The sequence below is a fragment of the Mesorhizobium sp. B2-3-6 genome (genome assembly GCF_006442305.1).
In the GTDB taxonomy this organism is placed as follows: domain Bacteria; phylum Pseudomonadota; class Alphaproteobacteria; order Rhizobiales; family Rhizobiaceae; genus Mesorhizobium.
Genome location: NZ_VFVW01000002.1, coordinates 118,081 through 134,657, shown reverse-complemented (window position 1 = coordinate 134,657; position 16,577 = coordinate 118,081). Strand labels below are relative to the sequence as shown.

15 protein-coding genes are annotated in these 16,577 nt (G+C 62.7%); 6 read left to right on the top strand and 9 right to left on the bottom strand.

Annotated features, from left to right (window positions below; translation table 11 throughout):
* Window positions 1-282: 282 nt before the first annotated feature.
* Genes FJ953_RS06390 through FJ953_RS06375 form a run of 4 tightly spaced genes read left to right on the top strand, consistent with a single transcriptional unit; the run spans window position 283 to window position 4,065 of the window.
* On the top strand, window positions 283-1,416 hold the full coding sequence (locus FJ953_RS06390) for an aminomethyltransferase family protein (RefSeq protein WP_140497877.1): 1,134 nt from the start codon (window positions 283-285) through the stop codon (window positions 1,414-1,416).
* Between the two features lie 40 nt (window positions 1,417-1,456).
* On the top strand, window positions 1,457-2,053 hold the full coding sequence (locus FJ953_RS06385) for a dimethylamine monooxygenase subunit DmmA family protein (protein ID WP_140623586.1): 597 nt from the start codon (window positions 1,457-1,459) through the stop codon (window positions 2,051-2,053).
* Window positions 2,050-3,015, top strand: coding sequence for a PDR/VanB family oxidoreductase (locus FJ953_RS06380; RefSeq protein ID WP_140623584.1), 966 nt, complete (start codon window positions 2,050-2,052; stop codon window positions 3,013-3,015). Before FJ953_RS06385 ends, FJ953_RS06380 begins: the two co-directional genes overlap by 4 nt.
* A 9-nt stretch (window positions 3,016-3,024) precedes the next feature.
* Window positions 3,025-4,065 (top strand): DUF3445 domain-containing protein, encoded by a 1,041-nt coding sequence (locus FJ953_RS06375; RefSeq protein WP_140558277.1) that lies wholly within the window; start codon window positions 3,025-3,027, stop codon window positions 4,063-4,065.
* Between the two features lie 131 nt (window positions 4,066-4,196).
* Here the strand turns inward: FJ953_RS06375 and FJ953_RS06370 are convergent, their stop codons facing one another.
* Entirely contained in the window at window positions 4,197-4,568 is a 372-nt protein-coding gene (locus FJ953_RS06370) for an endonuclease domain-containing protein (RefSeq protein WP_140558275.1), read from the bottom strand.
* 112 nt (window positions 4,569-4,680) lie between these two features.
* Window positions 4,681-5,403 carry an XRE family transcriptional regulator gene (locus FJ953_RS06365; RefSeq protein WP_140497887.1) on the bottom strand — a complete coding sequence of 241 codons (723 nt, stop codon included), beginning with the start codon at window positions 5,401-5,403 and terminating at the stop codon, window positions 4,681-4,683.
* Window positions 5,404-5,665: 262 nt separating this feature from the next.
* Between FJ953_RS06365 and FJ953_RS06360 the strand changes: the two genes are divergently transcribed.
* Window positions 5,666-7,024, top strand: coding sequence for an NAD(P)/FAD-dependent oxidoreductase (locus tag FJ953_RS06360; RefSeq protein ID WP_140514713.1), 1,359 nt, complete (start codon window positions 5,666-5,668; stop codon window positions 7,022-7,024).
* 6 nt (window positions 7,025-7,030) lie between these two features.
* On the opposite strand, the gene FJ953_RS06355 is transcribed toward FJ953_RS06360, so the two are convergent.
* From FJ953_RS06355 to FJ953_RS06325, 7 genes are all read right to left on the bottom strand, one after another.
* Window positions 7,031-7,408 carry a GFA family protein gene (locus FJ953_RS06355; protein WP_140514715.1) on the bottom strand — a complete coding sequence of 126 codons (378 nt, stop codon included), beginning with the start codon at window positions 7,406-7,408 and terminating at the stop codon, window positions 7,031-7,033.
* A gap of 34 nt (window positions 7,409-7,442) precedes the next feature.
* Window positions 7,443-9,419, bottom strand: a complete 1,977-nt coding sequence (locus FJ953_RS06350) for an ABC transporter permease subunit (protein WP_140623582.1) — start codon at window positions 9,417-9,419, stop codon at window positions 7,443-7,445.
* Complete coding sequence (locus FJ953_RS06345; RefSeq protein WP_140623580.1) at window positions 9,416-10,501, bottom strand: glycine betaine/L-proline ABC transporter ATP-binding protein; 1,086 nt, start codon at window positions 10,499-10,501, stop codon at window positions 9,416-9,418. Before FJ953_RS06345 ends, FJ953_RS06350 begins: the two co-directional genes overlap by 4 nt.
* A gap of 76 nt (window positions 10,502-10,577) precedes the next feature.
* Window positions 10,578-11,552, bottom strand: coding sequence for an ABC transporter substrate-binding protein (locus tag FJ953_RS06340; RefSeq protein ID WP_140497897.1), 975 nt, complete (start codon window positions 11,550-11,552; stop codon window positions 10,578-10,580).
* Between the two features lie 447 nt (window positions 11,553-11,999).
* Complete coding sequence (locus FJ953_RS06335; RefSeq protein ID WP_140497899.1) at window positions 12,000-12,764, bottom strand: SDR family oxidoreductase; 765 nt, start codon at window positions 12,762-12,764, stop codon at window positions 12,000-12,002.
* Between the two features lie 80 nt (window positions 12,765-12,844).
* A complete protein-coding gene (locus FJ953_RS06330; protein ID WP_140497901.1) occupies window positions 12,845-13,714 on the bottom strand; it encodes a DUF427 domain-containing protein in 870 nt (289 codons plus the stop codon).
* A 171-nt stretch (window positions 13,715-13,885) separates the two neighbouring features.
* Complete coding sequence (locus tag FJ953_RS06325) at window positions 13,886-15,541, bottom strand: ABC transporter substrate-binding protein (protein WP_140564296.1); 1,656 nt, start codon at window positions 15,539-15,541, stop codon at window positions 13,886-13,888.
* A 114-nt stretch (window positions 15,542-15,655) separates the two neighbouring features.
* Between FJ953_RS06325 and FJ953_RS06320 the strand changes: the two genes are divergently transcribed.
* Complete coding sequence (locus FJ953_RS06320; RefSeq protein ID WP_140497905.1) at window positions 15,656-16,558, top strand: LysR family transcriptional regulator; 903 nt, start codon at window positions 15,656-15,658, stop codon at window positions 16,556-16,558.
* Window positions 16,559-16,577: the final 19 nt, after the last annotated feature.

Genomic DNA, 16,577 nt, shown 5'->3' with positions numbered 1-16,577 from the left:
GGTTTTCCCCTTTTTCGACGTCCGGTTCCGAATCCACCGTCCGCCGTTCTCTTTCAAGAGAGTGAAATTTTTTTCATAAATTCAGACCGAATTCGGAAATTGTCAAGACGAATTTACGCACAGTTAACCGCCTTGTTCGGATGACGAATTTTGCCTGACAATGAAATTATTTGCTTTCAGGGGATTGCAGGCCCCACGCGTTTGCGATCAATATTCGCTCAAAGCTCCAGCCCGCGCGCACAGGAGCAGGGAACATAATCAAAATATCGAACGGAGGATCGGATGACGGCATCCTGGAGATTTTCAACCCTGGCGGATCGCCATCGCGCGCTGGGTTCGAAACTCGAAGACTGGAGCGGCATGGGCACCGCCTGGACCTACGACAAGGATGCCGACGAGGAATACATCGCTATCCGCACCAAGGCCGGGCTGATGGATGTCTCGGGCCTGAAGAAGGTCCACATCACAGGCCCGCACGCCTCGCACCTCATCGATCTCGCCACCACGCGCGACGTCGAAAAAATCTATCCCGGCAAATCGGCCTATGCCTGCATGCTCAACGAGGCGGGAAAATTCACCGACGACTGCATCCTCTACCGCACCGGGCCGAATAGCTGGATGGTGGTGCATGGCTCGGGAACCGGACATGAGGAGTTGCAGCGGGCGGCGATGGGCAGGGACGTGTCGCTGCGCTTCGACGACAATCTGCACGACCTCTCGCTGCAGGGGCCGGCGGCGGTCGACTATCTTGCCAGGCACGTGCCGGGCATTCGCGACCTCAACTATTTCCATCACATGCAGACGCAGCTCTTCGGTTTTCCGGTGATGATCTCGCGCACCGGCTATACCGGCGAGCGCGGCTATGAAATCTTCTGCCGCGGCCAGGATGCCGGCACGATCTGGGACAGGATCCTCGACGAGGGCAAGAGCGCCGGCATCATCCCGTGCCGCTTCACTACGCTCGACATGCTGCGCGTCGAGAGCTATCTCCTGTTCTATCCCTACGACAATTCGCAGAAATATCCGTTCGAGAATGAAGGCCCCGGCGACACGCTGTGGGAACTCGGCCTCGACTTCACCGTCAGCCCGGGAAAGACCGGCTTTCGCGGCGCCGAGGAGCACTACCGTCTCAAGGGCAAGGAGCGCTTCAAGATCTATGGCGTGTTGCTCGACGGCAAGGAGCCGGCCGACGAGGGCGCCCCGGTCTATCGCGATGGGAAGAAAGTCGGCGTCGTCACCTGCGCCATGTATTCGCCGCTGGTCGAGAAATCGATGGGCATCGCCCGCCTCGACGTCGACTGCGCCGTCAAGGACACAAGGCTCGAGATCCGCAACAGGAGCGGATCGATCAAGGCGACGGCGCAGCCATTGCCGTTCGACGACCCAAAGAAGACCAAGCGCACGGCGAAAGGCTGAGGCATAGTCGAAGGCGAGGGTTCGAGGCACGAAGCAGAGAATGGCAGCCAAGTCGATCATCAGCCGGCCCGTCTACGGAAGCTTGTCTCCGCAGCCCGGCAAGCACCATCTTTTCATCGCCGATGCCGAGGGTGCGCTCGCGATAGCGGACATGGCCAAAACGGCTCCGGACGGGTTCTTCGACGGTGCCGAGATCGTCTTCATTCCCGGGCCGGACGACAGGCAAGTCGCCGCTCTCGAAGCGCTGAAACCGGCGCGCTTCCACCAGGCGCCGTCCTTCGCCAGTCTGCTGCCGCGGCTGAAACAGACGCTTGATAACGCGCATATGGGCCTGCGCCTCTATCTCGCCGGTACCGAAGGGCTGATCGGCCAGGCCATGCAGGTGGCGCTCGATGCCGGCATCGACCACACCGCGATCCAGACCGAACATCGCGGCTCGCTGGCGCGCCGCGTGCAGTGCGTGCATTGCAAGGGCATCACCGAGAATGTAACGACGCAACCCGCCACCTGCTCGCATTGCGGCCTGCTACTTCTGGTACGCGACCACTATTCGCGGCGGCTGGCGGCGTTCCAGGGCGTCTGCATCAATGCCGAGGATCGCAGCGAAATTCCTCCGTTCGAGGAGGTCTTCCGATGAGCACCGGCACCACCAAGCTCGACGTCGTCGTCAGCGATGTTGTGCCCGTCAACGAGCTGGTCACCCGCTTTCATTTCCGCCGCCGCGACGGCGAGCTGTTGCCGACCTTTTCAGGCGGCGCCCATGTCGTGGTCGAGATGCGCGACGGCGACCGCACAAGGCTCAATCCCTATTCGCTGATGGGCTCGCCGCTCGACACGCGCGAATACACGATCTCGATACGTCGCGACGATGTCGGCCGGGGCGGCTCGCTGTTTATGCACCGGAGCGTCAGGCCCGGGCTGGAGATGGTGATCTCCTATCCCGTCAATCTGTTCTCGCTCGATCTCAGGGCGAAGAAACATTTGATGCTGGCCGGCGGCATCGGCATCACGCCCTTCATGGCCCAGACCGCGCAGTTGGCGGGCGAGGGCGGCAATTTCGAACTGCACTACACCTGCCGCACGGCTTCGCTCGGCACTTATGCCGATGTGCTGCAACAGCGTTACGGCCGCCGGGTCCGGCTCTATCACGACGACTGCGGGGAACGCGTCGATCTCGACCGGCTGCTGTCGTCGCAGCCGCTCGGTGCGCATCTCTATGTCTGCGGTCCGGCCGGCATGATCGGCTGGGTGCGCGAGCGCGCCGCCGCGCTTGGCTGGCCACCGGAGACCGTGCATTTCGAGCATTTCGCGGCACCGCAGCCGGGATTGCCCTTCGACGTGACGCTGGCAATCAGCGGCAAGACCATCCGCGTCGGCGAGCAGCAGAGCCTGCTCGAGGCGATCGAGGCGGCCGGCGTCGATCCGCCCTATCTTTGCCGCGGCGGCGTCTGCGGCCAGTGCGAGACCAACGTCATCGCGTCCGACGGCAAGTTCATCCACAACGACCATTGGCTGAGCGAGGAAGATCATCGCTCCGGCTGCAAGATCATGCCGTGCGTGTCGCGCTTCGAAGGCAAATCGCTGGTCTTGGAAAGATAGGAGGCGAGCTTGGGCATCACCTTTCGCAAGGAAACGTTTCGCGACGACTTCACCTTCAGGAACAGCCCTGAGCACATCAGGCGGTTCCCGTTTCCGTTCCATGAAGACAGCTACATGTATGCGGTCAACATCGAGCCGCATGTCGTCGGTCCGAAGGGCAGCGTGCTGGAAAACCTGATAGATGTCGATGAGCACTATGTCGCCGAGATGCAGGACCGCGCTCTGGTCCTGGCCGAGGATCCGTTGCGCTGCCAGTCGCTGCCGCACATGACGCTCGCCGGCTGGGATCTGCTCGAACTTCTGATGGAGCAGCAGGCGCTGGGCTATCCCGAGCATTTCACGCTGACCCGAGACGGCGATCGCTGGCGCTGGATCAACCGGCCGCTCGGCATCGACGACACCTTCACCTTCGGCGACACAACGACGCTGCCTTACGGGCCGATGGAGTACATCACCCGCCAGAGCCAGGGCGATTTCTGCATCCTCGATCAGCGCGACGGCAATCTTTGGATGGATGCCGGAATGGTCACCACCCAAGCCGACTGGTCGCTCGACTTCGACATCGGCATGAACTTCTTCGAGTGGCACGCGCCGGTGCCGCTGGCGCACGAAAAGGGGATTTTCACGCGCGCCCTGAAATTCCTCACCAACATCCAGCAAGGCAAGCCGGCGCGTCGCCTCAACTGGACCATGACCGTCAATCCGCGCCTCGACACCAGCCCCGAGAATTATCACAAATGGGGCCCGGACCGGGCGACGGTGACGCCCGACAATCTCGGCGACAAGGTGCATCTGCGCGTCGAGTTGCAGAGCTTCTGGCGCCTGCCGCGCTCCAACGCCATCGTCTTCCCGATCCGCTGCTACCTGATCAAGATGGACGAACTGGTGACGCAGCCCAAATGGGCCCGCCGCCTGCACCGTGTCATCCGCGACCTGCCCGAGGAGCTTGCCACCTACAAGGGGCTGACGCGGTATCGGCCAACGCTGGTGGAATGGCTCTCGAAGTTGGATGATGGAAGTGCGACGTCACCGGGGTTTGGGCCTGACTGAATCGCCGGTATTGGCGCTGCCCCTCAAGCAGCCAATCTCCCCCGAAGAGGGGGAGATGCCCGGCAGGGCAGAGGGGGGCGCCGTGGAGCGCAGGCCTTGCCCAATGTCCAACCTCTAACGCTCCGCGAAACTCACGACGCGCCGCCCAGCCCAGCCACAATCACGACATGCTGGCAGACACTGTCGATGTCGCGGATAACATCGTCGTTCCAGAAGCGCAGGACGGTCCAGCCCAGGGCTTCGAACTTGGCGGTTCTTGCAGCGTCCAATTCCAACGCTTCGGCTTGGCCATGCTGGGAACCATCAAGCTCGACGATCAGCTTTTTGTCCGGGCATGCAAAATCGACGATATGGCCGGCGATAGGCATCTGGCGCCGAAACCCCAGTCCCATCAACCTATGTGCCCTGATCTCATTCCAGAGCTTGAGTTCGGCGTCGGTCATCACCTTGCGCATCCTGCGCGCATTGCGGCGGTTGTTGGCGGATACGAGATTATGCGTCATCGCGGTTCGCCCCCCTCTGTCCTGCCGGACATCTCCCCCTCAAGGGGGGAGATCGGATGCCACTTCGGCTTTCGCCAATCGCCAATGCTGTAAACAAGGAAATCGAGTCCCCTTACCCCGCGCTCTGCGGATAGCAGATGATCGACAGATAGCGCATGGGCAGTTTCGTCAGTTGCTCCGGTCCGTGCGGGGCGTCGGCGTCGAAGAACAGGCTGTCGCCGGGCTTCATCGGATAGAGATTGCTGCCGTGTCGGTAAACGACCTCGCCCTCGAGCATATAGAGGAATTCCATGCCCTCGTGCTGGAAGGTCGGGAACACGTCCGAATCCTCGGTCAGCGTGATCAGATAAGGCTCGACGACGACGCCGCTGGTGTTCGAGCCGATGTGACCAAGCAGATTGTACTGGTGGCCGGCCCGCGTGCCGCGGCGCTCGACGTCCAACCCTTCGCCCGCCTTGACGAAAACGGCGCTGCGCTCCTCTTCGAAGCGGCGGAAGAAGGCGGTGACGGGAACACCCAGCGCCCGCGACAGCGCCTGCAAAGTGGTCAGCGACGGCGAGGTGATGCCGTTCTCGATCTTCGACAGCATGCCCAGCGAAATGTCGGTGGCGACCGCCAGATCGGCGACGGTGATGCCGAGCTTTTTGCGGAACGCGCGCACCTCGCGGCCGATCGCCACTTCCAGCACCTTTTCACGCGTGTCGCGGATGGCGTGCGGGTTCTGTGTCAGCGGCGCGCGGATGGTCTTCCCGTCCACTGAGACCTTTGGCAGCGGCTTTGCCTTTGCGCCGCCGGCTCCAGCACCGGCCTTCGGATTTGAAGCGTTTTTCGCCATGTCGCCCCCCGGACTTCGCGGATTTATTTCACTCAAGGTGAACATATTCGGTGGCGATACATGAGCGCAGCCGCGTCGGCAAGCCGTCTTATGCCGCATGCGCCAATCCCGCGATTTCGGGCAATGCGGGTTCTTCGCCAGGAATCCGCCGTGCGCAAACGCCGTTCCCGCAGATGACTGTTGACAGTGCCGAAGGGCCAATTACTGTCACTGCCAGTGAAATTTGTTTCGCTGGGGAAATCAAAAAAATGGAGGCCCGGAAATGAACACTCGCGTTGCCGTCATCGGGGCCGGACCGTCCGGCCTAGCACAGCTCAGGGCCTTCAAGTCAGCGGCCGACAAAGGGGCAGACATTCCCGAGATCGTCTGCTTCGAAAAGCAGTCCGACTGGGGCGGCCTGTGGAATTATACATGGCGCACCGGCCTCGACGAGCATGGCGATCCGGTGCACGGCTCGATGTATCGCTATCTCTGGTCGAACGGGCCGAAGGAATGCCTGGAATTCGCCGACTACACGTTCGAGGAACATTTCGGCCGACCGATCGGCTCCTATCCCCCGCGCGCCGTGCTGTGGGACTACATCAAGGGCCGCGTCGAAAAGTCAGGCGTGCGCAAATGGGTGCGCTTCAACAGTCCTGTGCGCATGGTGACCTTCTCGGACGAGACGAAGAAATTCACCGTCACCGCGCATGACCGCACCAACGACGTCACCTATTCGGAAGAGTTCGACAATGTCGTCGTCGCGTCCGGGCATTTCTCGGTGCCAAACGTTCCCTATTTCGAGGGGTTCTCGACCTTCAACGGCCGCATCTTGCACAGCCACGATTTCCGCGACGCGATGGAATTCAAGGGCAAGGACATCCTGATCATCGGCCGCTCCTATTCGGCCGAGGACATCGGCTCGCAGTGCTACAAATACGGGGCGAAGTCGATCACCTCGAGCTACCGCTCCAAGCCGATGGGCTTCAAATGGCCTGAGAACTGGAAAGAGGTGCCGCTGCTCCAGAAGGTCGTCGGCAAGACCGCGCATTTCAAGGATGGTTCAACCAAGGATATCGACGCAATCATCTTGTGCACCGGCTATCTCCATTCCTTCCCTTTCCTCACCGACGACCTGAAGCTCAAGACCGCCAACCGCATGTGGCCGCTGGATCTCTATGAAGGCGTCGTTTGGGAGAAGAACCCGAAGCTTTTCTACATCGGCATGCAGGACCAGTTCTACACTTTCAACATGTTCGACGCGCAGGCTTGGTTCGCGCGCGACGTGATCATGGGCCGCATCAAGCTGCCGTCCGCGCAGGCAATGGCCGAGCACGGCGCCAGATGGCGGGCGCGCGAGGAGACGCTGGAAGACGCCGAGCAGATGATCTGGTTCCAGGGCGACTACACCAAGGAACTGATGGACCAGACCGACTATCCCGGCTTCGACGTCGAGGCGGTCAACCAGACCTTCATGGAATGGGAGCACCACAAGGTGGAAGACATCATGAGCTTCCGCGACCATTCCTACCGCTCGTTGATGACCGGCACCATGGCGCCGCTGCACCATACGCCGTGGCTGCAGGCGCTGGACGATTCGATGGAGAGCTATCTGGAAGTGAAGGGCGTCGCGGCGGAGTAGCGGCTTTCAGGCCGGCAACACGACCCAGTCGTGGCGGCTTTCGCCATAGACGGCTTGCGTCGGCGCGGGGAAAGACGGATCGGCGAAACAGCCGACCGCGACAGCGACCGCCTCCGGTTTGCGCGACGGATACCAGAACACCGTCGAGCCGCAGTTTCCACAAAAGTGGAACGTGACGGGAAAGCCGCTGTCGGAATTGCGCCGGAATGTCTGGGATGAGCCGTCGATGTCGATCGCGTCGGCATCGAAAAAAGCCGCTATCCCGAACGGACTGCCGGTGCGCCGCTGGCAGTCCAGGCAGTGGCAAAGCGATATTTTGGCCGGCTGTTGCGGACAGCGGATCTGCAATTGGCCACAGGTGCAGCGGGCAATCCTGCTGGTCATGTCTTCCTCCCTTGATAAGTTCGCCGGTTGAGCTTTAACCCAGCCTCGCCCGTGCCTTGGCCGTCCAGGCATTGAACAGCCGGTCGGCGACGATGCCGATGAAGGCGATGGCGAGCCCTGCGACGATGCCGCGGCCCGAATCGGCCTTGGACAGCGCGATGAACACCTCCTGGCCGAGATCACGGGTGCCGACCATGGCGCAGATGATGATCATCGCCAACGCCATCAGGATCGTCTGGTTGACGCCCAGCATGATCTCGGGCAGCGCGAGTGGCAATTGCACGCGAAAGAAAGTCTGGCGCGGCGTGCAGCCCGAAACCTTGGCCGCCTCGATCAGTGCCGGCGGCACCTGCCTGATGCCGTGATTGGTGTAGCGGATCGCCGGCACCACGGCGAAGGCGATCGTTGCGATCATCGCGGTGACGTCGCCGACGCGGAAAAGCATCACCACCGGAATGATGAAGCAGAAGGAGGGCAGCACCTGCAGCGTGTCGATGACGGGCGTGGTCACCTTCTCGAAGCGGTCGCTGCGCGCGGCCATCAGGCCGATCGGAATGCCGATCAGGCAAGCGATGAAAGCCGAGATGCCGCAGAGATAGACGGTCGCCATCGTCTTTTCCCACAGCCCGGTGACGGCGCAGAAGGCGGTCAGCACTGCCACCAGAGCGGCCAGGCGCAACCCGGAAAGCTGAAAGCCGGCAAGGCCGAGCAGGAACACCGCGCCCAGCCACGGAAAGCCCTCGCAGAAGGCCCGCACCGGGTTCAGCACGTTAAGGATCAGCGCCACGCGGAACGCCTCGATGACATCGAAGAAGTTGATCGTCACCCAATTCACCGCCGCTTTCCACAATGGCGCGGTGGTGAAGGTGATCGCCTTCGGCACCGCCGCGAAGGCAGGCACGAAGAGGCCAAGCAGTGTGGTGACGATCAGGATGGCGACGGCCAGCGTCAGATTGCGCCGCCAGAAGGCGGGCTGGACTTGCCGGTGGACGTGACCTTTTGCATGGTTGGCGGCGATGGCCTGGCTCAGCCGGTCGAGCGCGATGGCTAGCGCCACGATGGCCAGCCCCGCTTCCATGGCTTCGCCGACCTTCAGCGCACGCAGCGCCAGCAACACGTCATAGCCTAGCCCGCCGGCGCCGATCATCGAGGCGATGATCACCATGTTCAGCGCCAGCATGATCACCTGGTTGACGCCGACCATCAGCGTCGGCCGCGCCGACGGCAAAAGCACGCGCCACAGTTTCTGCCGCGCCGTGCAGCCGGCCATCTCGCTGAAATCGTCGATCTCGGACGGCACCCGCGACAGGCCGAGCATCGTTGCCCGCACCATTGGCGGCGTGGCGAAGATGGCGGTGGCGATCATCGCCGAAACCGGGCTGTTGCCGAACAGAAGCAGCATCGGGATGAGGTACGCGAAGGTCGGGATGGTCTGCATCAGATCGAGGGCAGGGGAGACCACCAGCCGCTCCGCCCAGGGTTTCCGCCAAGCCCAGATGCCGACGAACAATCCCGTGGCGATGCAGAATGGCACGGCGATGGAAATCAGCGCCAGCGTCAGCATGGCGCTGGTCCATTGGCCGAACAGCGCGATGTAGAGAAAACAGCCGCCGACCAGCATGCCGAGCTTGCGACCGCCAGCGGCATGCCCGGCGAGGAAGGCCGCCGCGCAGATGCCGATCCAGGACAGGCGCGGCAGCACATAGGCGTCGGCGCCGTGGCCGATCTTGAAATTCTTAGCCAGAAGGTCGAGCGCGAAGTCGAGCGGCACGCCGAGCACGGCAGTGATCGACCGCGTCAGCCATGACAGGTTTATTTTTATCCAGCGCATCAGGGCGCTGATCCAGTCGGCGACCGGCACGATCGCCTCGGCCGGATAATTGACGGCCCAGGGGAGACTGTCCTGGAGCAGGAACACGACCAGCACCACGCCAAGCGCTGCGGCCCAGACCAGCAGCCGGGTCTGCGCCGGTCGCGGCCTCGTCCCACTGGCGCTTGCCGTTACTGTCATGCACCGGCTCCTGACCTCTCGATGCCGGCGAGCAGGTCGACAACCGCTTGCGGCGTCACCTCGCCGATCGGCTTGCCGCTGCCGTTGATCACCGCGAACGGTCTGCCGCCCGCCACGATGCTGGCCGAGAAGCTGGCAATCTTGGCCTCCGGCGCCACCGTGCCGCCATGCTCGGCGCCGTCGCAGGCGCGCATCAGGCTCTTCGCCGAGATCACCTTGGCGCGGTCGACGTCGCGGGTGAATTCGGAGACATAGTCGGTCGCCGGATTGACCACCAGCTCCTCCGGCGTGCCGATCTGGATGACTTCGCCATCCTTCATGATGGCGATGCGGTCGGCCAGCCTTATCGCCTCGTCGAAATCATGGGTGATGAAGACGATGGTCTTGTGCAGCATGGTCTGCAATCGCATCAGCTCGTCCTGCATCTCGCGGCGGATCAACGGGTCGAGCGCCGAGAACGGCTCGTCGAGGAACCAGATCTCCGGCTTGGTCGCCAGGCTGCGGGCGATGCCGACACGCTGCTGCTGGCCGCCTGACAGCTCGCGCGGATAGAAATGCTCGCGGCCGCGCAGGCCGACAAGCTCGATCACGTCGCGGGCGCGTGCTTCGCGCGTCGCGCGGTCCTGCCCCTGGATGCTGAGCGGAAAGGCGATGTTGTCCAGCACGTTGAGATGCGGCAGCAGCGCGAAATTCTGGAACACCATGCCCATGCGGTGGCGCCTGAGTTCGATGAGCGCCGCATCGGAGATCTTGAGCAGGTCCTTGCCCTCGAACTCGACCTTGCCGTGCGTCGGCTCGACCAGACGCGACATGCAGCGCACCAGGGTCGACTTGCCCGACCCCGAGAGCCCCATGATGGTGAAGACCTCGCCCTGGCGGATTTCAAGATCGACGCCGCGTACCGCCCCGACCAGTCCGGCAGCGGCGATATCGGCCATGCTGGCCTTGCCGTCGCGCTCGCGGATGAAGCTGGCTGCGTTCGAACCGAACAGTTTCCAGACATTGCGGCAGGCCAGCTTTATCGAGCGGGCATCCTTTGGCGCGCCCGCAGCGTTCGATTCCTGTTCGGTCTTGTCAGGCATTCAAGCGTCCTTCTGGAATATCGACGATTGAGACCCGGCCGATCGACGGCCGGGTCTCATTCTCCAGTCGGAGCGATCACTGTGCCCAGGCTTTCCAATCGGCTTCGTGGGCGGCGATCCAGGCGGCGGCGACGTCCTCCGGCGTCTTGCCGCCGAGGTCGATCTCGCCGCTCATCTTGTTGAGCTCGTCGGTGTCGACCGTGTAGGCCTTGGCCACCTTGTAGGCGACGGGCCATTTGTCCTTCATGCCGTTCCAGGCATATTTCCAGATCTCGCCATGCGGCTTGCCGCAATCATATTTGGCGTCGGGATTCGTGCCCCATTTCGGGTCGCTGTAGCATTCGGGCGTGTATTCGGGGAATTGAACCCATTCGCCCTTGTATTTGGCCGGCGCCCAATGCGGCGAATAGATCCACAGCATGATCGGCGCCTTGCGCTGGTAAGCGGAATCGAGCTCCGCGAACATCGCCGCGTCGGTGCCGGCGTGGATGACGGTGAATGGCAATTTGAGTGCCTCGACGCGCTCGTCGTCAAAACCCTCCCAGGTCACCGGACCGCCGAGATAACGACCCTTGGGCGCCGTCTCGGCCGTCGAAAAGGCCTCGGCGCATTTCGGATCCTTCAGCGCTTCCCAATTGGGCAGGCCCGGGCATTTCTCCTTCATATATTCGGGGAACCACCACTCTTCCTTGGCCTTGGGGCCGAGCTTGCCGAGGCGCTCGGTCTGGCCGGTGGCGTCGGAAGCCTTCATCGCCTCGCCGGCGGTCGTGTCCCAGAATTCCAGGCCGATATCGAGGTCGCCATTGGTGAGACCGGTGGTCAGGCTGGAGAGGTAATCGGCGGTCGGATATTCGACGGTGTAGCCGAGCTTTTCGAGAATACCGCCGAGAATCTTGGCGTTGAGATTGACGCTGGTCCAGTCGAACAGCGCGATCTTGATGGGATCGTTGGATTCAGGGGCTGCGGCGTGGACGGAAAGCGTTGGCAGGCTCAGTGCCGCGAGCGCGGCGGCGCCCATGGACAGTTTAGAAACTCCGCTCCGAAATGACATGCTTGTTCTCCTTCAAGCTGTGACGGTTATCGTTCGTTCCCTTCTTGCGTCTTTCTGCCCTTGCTGGGTTTTTTCTTGATTGTGTTGGAAAGACCTGCCGTTGCGCAAGGCCGTTTCCGCCATCGCGCGGCCAAAACCGGCGCAGGTGGATTGTGCTGAGTGTTTGATTTGCGGAAATGGTGCTGAAAGGTCGGCGTCATAGCTGCCGACGGATCGCTGCGACAACGATCACCTGCGGGTCGATTGCCAGCCTTATGACGCCCTGCAAAATGCGAGCCATCAGGGTCCCCTGACCTCGGCTATCGGCCCGGCAAGCCCCATCGCCAGAACCGTTTCATGAGATGAAATTATATATACCAACACTTATCGCGCGCAATGACTAAGGCTTGCTGGATGCATAATTCGGACCGCAGGCGAGGTCGCACCCAACCCACCTGCCGAGCCACCTTACCAGCAGACGTAGCCGCCATCGACGATCAGGTCGAGGCCGGTGACGAAGCTCGACGCGCGGCTGGCCAGGAACACGGTCGGCCCGACCATTTCCTCGGGCGTCGCCATGCGCCCCATCGGCGTGTCGCGCTTGAAGATCTTGATCTCCTCCGCCACCTCGGGCCTCTTGTTCATCGGCGTCAGCGTGTAGCCCGGGCTGACCACGTTGACGCGCAGGCCGCGGTCGGCCCACTCCATGGCGAGGCTCTTCGACATGTGGATGACGGCGGCCTTCGAGGAATTGTAATGCGCCTGCGTCAGCCCGCGATTGACGATGGTGCCCGACATCGAGGCGATGTTGACGATCGAGCCCTTGCGCCGCGCCAGCATCTTGCGCGCTTCGGCCTGGCAGGAAAGGAACACGCCGGCGACATTGACCTCGTGCACCTTCCGCCACGTCTCCAGGGCCATTGTCTCGGCCGGCTCCGATCCGGCGATGCCGGCATTGTTGACGGCAATCGTCAGGGCGCCGAGTTCGCTCTCGACGCGGTCGGTCGCCGCCGCGAGATCGCTCTCGGACGTCACCGTGCCCGTCAGCACCAGCGCCTTGCGCCCAAGCGCGGTGATACGCTGTGCGGTCTCCTCCAGCCCGCCCTTCGATGCATGGCCGAAACAGGCGACGTCGGCGCCGGCCTGCGCCAATCCGATCGCGATTGCCTGGCCGATGCCGCTGCCGGCACCGGTAACCAGCGCGACATCGCCGTCCAGCTTGAAAAGATCCATCGATAACCCTCCCTGCTTCAGGGAGGGTATGCGCTGTCCCGCGTTCCGATCAAGCCTTCAGCGCGGGCATTGCGACACGGCTAGAAATAGCCGTCGGAGGCGGCCGTGGCTTCTTTCGGGATCTCGACGCCGTCGACCAGGATCTTGTCGACCAGTTCGTGATGGAAGCAGACCAGGCCCTTGATGCGCTCCGCCTCATGCACCGGCTCGGGATAGTACCAGACGAGGTTCTCGTGGCGCTTCTTGCCCGTCGTCACGTGATAGTAGTTGGAGATGCCCTTGTAGGGGCAGCGCGAGATGTAGCGGCTGGGCGCGAACATATCGAGCCGCGTGTCGGAGATCGGCAGATAATGGCGTACCGGATGGCCGGTCTCGAACAGGAACACGCCGCGCCGTGAATCGGCGACCTGCTCGCCGTCCAGGATGACCTGCACCCGCCGTGAGGACGGCAGGCAGTCGACCCGCCGGAACGGGTCGCGGGCGTGGACGAAGATCTCCTCGTCCTCCTCATACCAATGCGTCATCTTGGGCCAGTAGAAGGACATGTAGTCCGCGATCGGTGGGCAGCCCTTGACCGGGTCGAGATAGCGCCAGGCGGCATCCTCGACCAGCGTGATGCCGGTGTTGAGCGAGTAGTGCGTGGCCAGGCCCTTGAACGGATCTTCCGTCGTCGTCCTGCTCGGCAGCAGGAATTCCTCGCGCACGTCGCTCATCGGGAAATAGTAGACCGGCAGGTGATCGGATTCGTAGAACACCAGCGCCCTGGTCGTGTCGGCGACGATCATCGATCCCACTTGCACGCGCAGCCGCTTCTGCATCGGCATGGTGAAGGCGACGTAGCCGGGCTCGAACTCATACTGCACGATCGTGTCGAGCAAGGGAAAATGCGGCCCGCGGCCGCGCAAATGAGGCTTGCGAATGGTAGTCTCCCGTTTCTTTTCTTTTGTCATAGAGTGCTGGCGCAAAGCGAGATGGACCTGGATTGAGTCGTCTCGGAGTGGGTTTCCGGGCGGCGGGCTTCTCCTGAGTCGAGCGGCTCGAACGATGGCCCCCCATCGCCCTTCGCAGCCCCGCTGGCGGATAGCCTCGCCGCCCGAAAGCAGAAATTGTCCATCCAGCCTCTATCCCAGCGACACCCGGTCGAGCAGCAGGCCGGCGGCGATCGGCGGCAGCCCGCTGACATTCTTGCGCACCGGCACCAGGAGGTCGGGGAAATAGCTGAAGATGACAGGCGTCTCGTCGAGCAGCAGCTTCTGGATGTCTGACGCCGCCGCCCGCTGCGCGCCGATGTCGAGCGCCTTGAGATAGGAATTGACCATGCCGTCATAGGCGGCGCTCTTGAAATGCGCCGCATTCCACGGGCCGTCGCTGACCAGCGGGCTTTTCAGGAAGACGTTCGGCACGCTGCGATGGGCGTAGTCGGTGATGCCGAGCGGGCTGTCCAGCCAGTCCGATTGACCGAACACCGCCTTGCCGTAATATTTGTCCTGGTCCTCGATGTTGAGCGAGACGCGCGCGCCGATCTCCTTGGCGAAGTTCTGGAACAGCTGCGCGTAGCCGGGAATGTCGGAGTAGCGCAGCGTCGTCAGCGTGATGTCGAAGCCGCTGCTGAGGCCCACGGCTTCCATAAGCTGCTTGGCCTTGGCGATGTCCTGGGCGCGCTGCGGCACCGTTCTGTCGGTCGCGGGGAAGGCCGCCGCAAACGGGCTGTCATTGCCGGTCGCCGCCATCCCGCGGCACAGCCCATCCACCAGCTTGGAACGGTCGATGCACAGCGCCAGCGCCTGGCGCACGCGCTTGTCGGTGAAAGGCGCCATGTCGCAGCGCATGTGGAGCTGGCGGTGCGCGGTCGAGGCGACGCGCAGCACGGTGATGTCGGGGCTGTTCAGCACCACTTGGCTGACATCGAGCGGAACGGCGTCGAGAATGTCCACTTCGCCGGCCTGCAGCGCCAGGATGCGCGGCTGGACATCGCCGTAGAATTTGAACTCGAGCCGGTCGGGCAACGCCTTCTCGCCCCAATAATCGGGGTTGCGGATGAAGGTAGCGCCGACTTTCGGCGTGTAGCTCTCCAGCCGGAACGGGCCGGTGCCTTCAAAGGTCTTTTCGTAGTCGCCCTTGTAGCTCGCCGGCAGGATGACGGCATTGTAGTTGTCGATCGACACCGAATAGGGAAAGCTGCCGTTCGGCACGTCGAGATGGAAGGCGACGGTGTGGTCGTCGACCTTGCGGGTGCCGCCCTTCGACAGCAGGCCCTTGAACACCGAAAGCGCGTTCGAGGCCCCGTCCGGGTCGGCCAGCCGGTCGAAGGTCGCGACGACGTCGTCGGCCTTGAAGTCCTCGCCATTGTGGAATTTCACGCCCTTGCGCAGCTTGAACGTCCAGACGCTGCCGTCCTCGTTCGGCGACCAGCTTTCCGCCAGCACCGGCTTCAGCGTGAGGTCCGGCTGTGTGACGCAGAGGAATTCGGCGGTCTGGAAAACCAGCTGGTAGCTGCCGCTGTCGTAGTAGGTGACGGGATCGATGGCCCCGCCTGGCGTCGCCACGCCGGCGCGCACCGTGCCGCCCGCTTTGCCTTCGGCGCGGGCTTCTTGCGTGCCGAGACCGGCGGCGGCGACAAGGCTGCCCAAGAACGGCAGCGAAAGGCCGAGAACGCTGCCATGGCGCAGGAAATCGCGCCGGTCGAGCCGGCCGGCCAGCAATTCGTCGACAGCGGAATTTTCGATTGCAGTGAGATTCCGGCGGGCGATGTCGATCCTCTCGAAATGCTTCGGCATGGCTGCAATCCTCGCTTGTCTTGGGGCAGGCCATCTAGTTCATCGTTGACCGCGAGCGGAAAGCGATATTTTTTGATAGGGGCCATCGGAATTTTCGATGCGGAGAGCCAAGGCATGGACACCGAAAACCTGCGCAGTTTCCTGGAGATTGCCGAGCATGGCAGCTTCACCGTCGCGGCCAATCGGCTGAACCTTGCCCAGTCCACCGTCAGTGCGCGGATAAGAGTGCTGGAGGAGCAGTTGGGGCGACGGCTTTTCATCCGCGACCGCGATGGCATCACGCTGACGCCGGCCGGCCGCCAGTTCCTGCCGCATGCGTCCGCCATCACCCGCACCTGGGAGCAATCGAGGCAGGACATCGCCGTTCCCGATGGCTATGAAACACTGCTCCGGCTGACCGCGCCCGCCTATCTGTGGGAGCGCATCACTTCGCCATGGGTCGAATGGATGCGCGCCGAGCGGCCGAACGTTGCGTTACGGCTCGAGGGCAGTTTTCCCGATCTGGCGATCGACCAACTGGCCGAAGGCCTGCTCGACATCTGCATCCTCTATCTGCCGCGGCCGCATCCCGGAATCGTTTACGAAACGCTGGCCGTCGATCAGGTCGTGCTTGTCCAGCATGCCGCGCAGACGAAGCCATGGACCGAGAACTACATACTGATGGACTGGGGGCTCGAATTCCGCATCGAGCATGATCGGGCGTTTGCCGGCATGGTCAAGCCGGCCATTTCGGCCGGCCTGGTCTTCATCGGTTTGCAGCACGTGCTGTCGCAGCAAGCCGCCGCCTATCTGCCGCTCAGCGCCGTCAGCGGCCATATCGAGCGCGGCGAAATGAAACGCGTCGCGAACACGCCCGTGTTCCAGCGGCCGATCTATCTTGCCTATCCCAGCAATCCGGCGTCGTCGGATGTGCTCGACGTGGCCTTGGCGGGATTGCGGGCGCTGACGAGGGATTGGGCCGGCGAGCAGGGCTTTGCCGAAGGCGACCGGTCCTTCAGCATGGCCGGCCATCCGTGAAGGGCAGGGGCCGTATGTT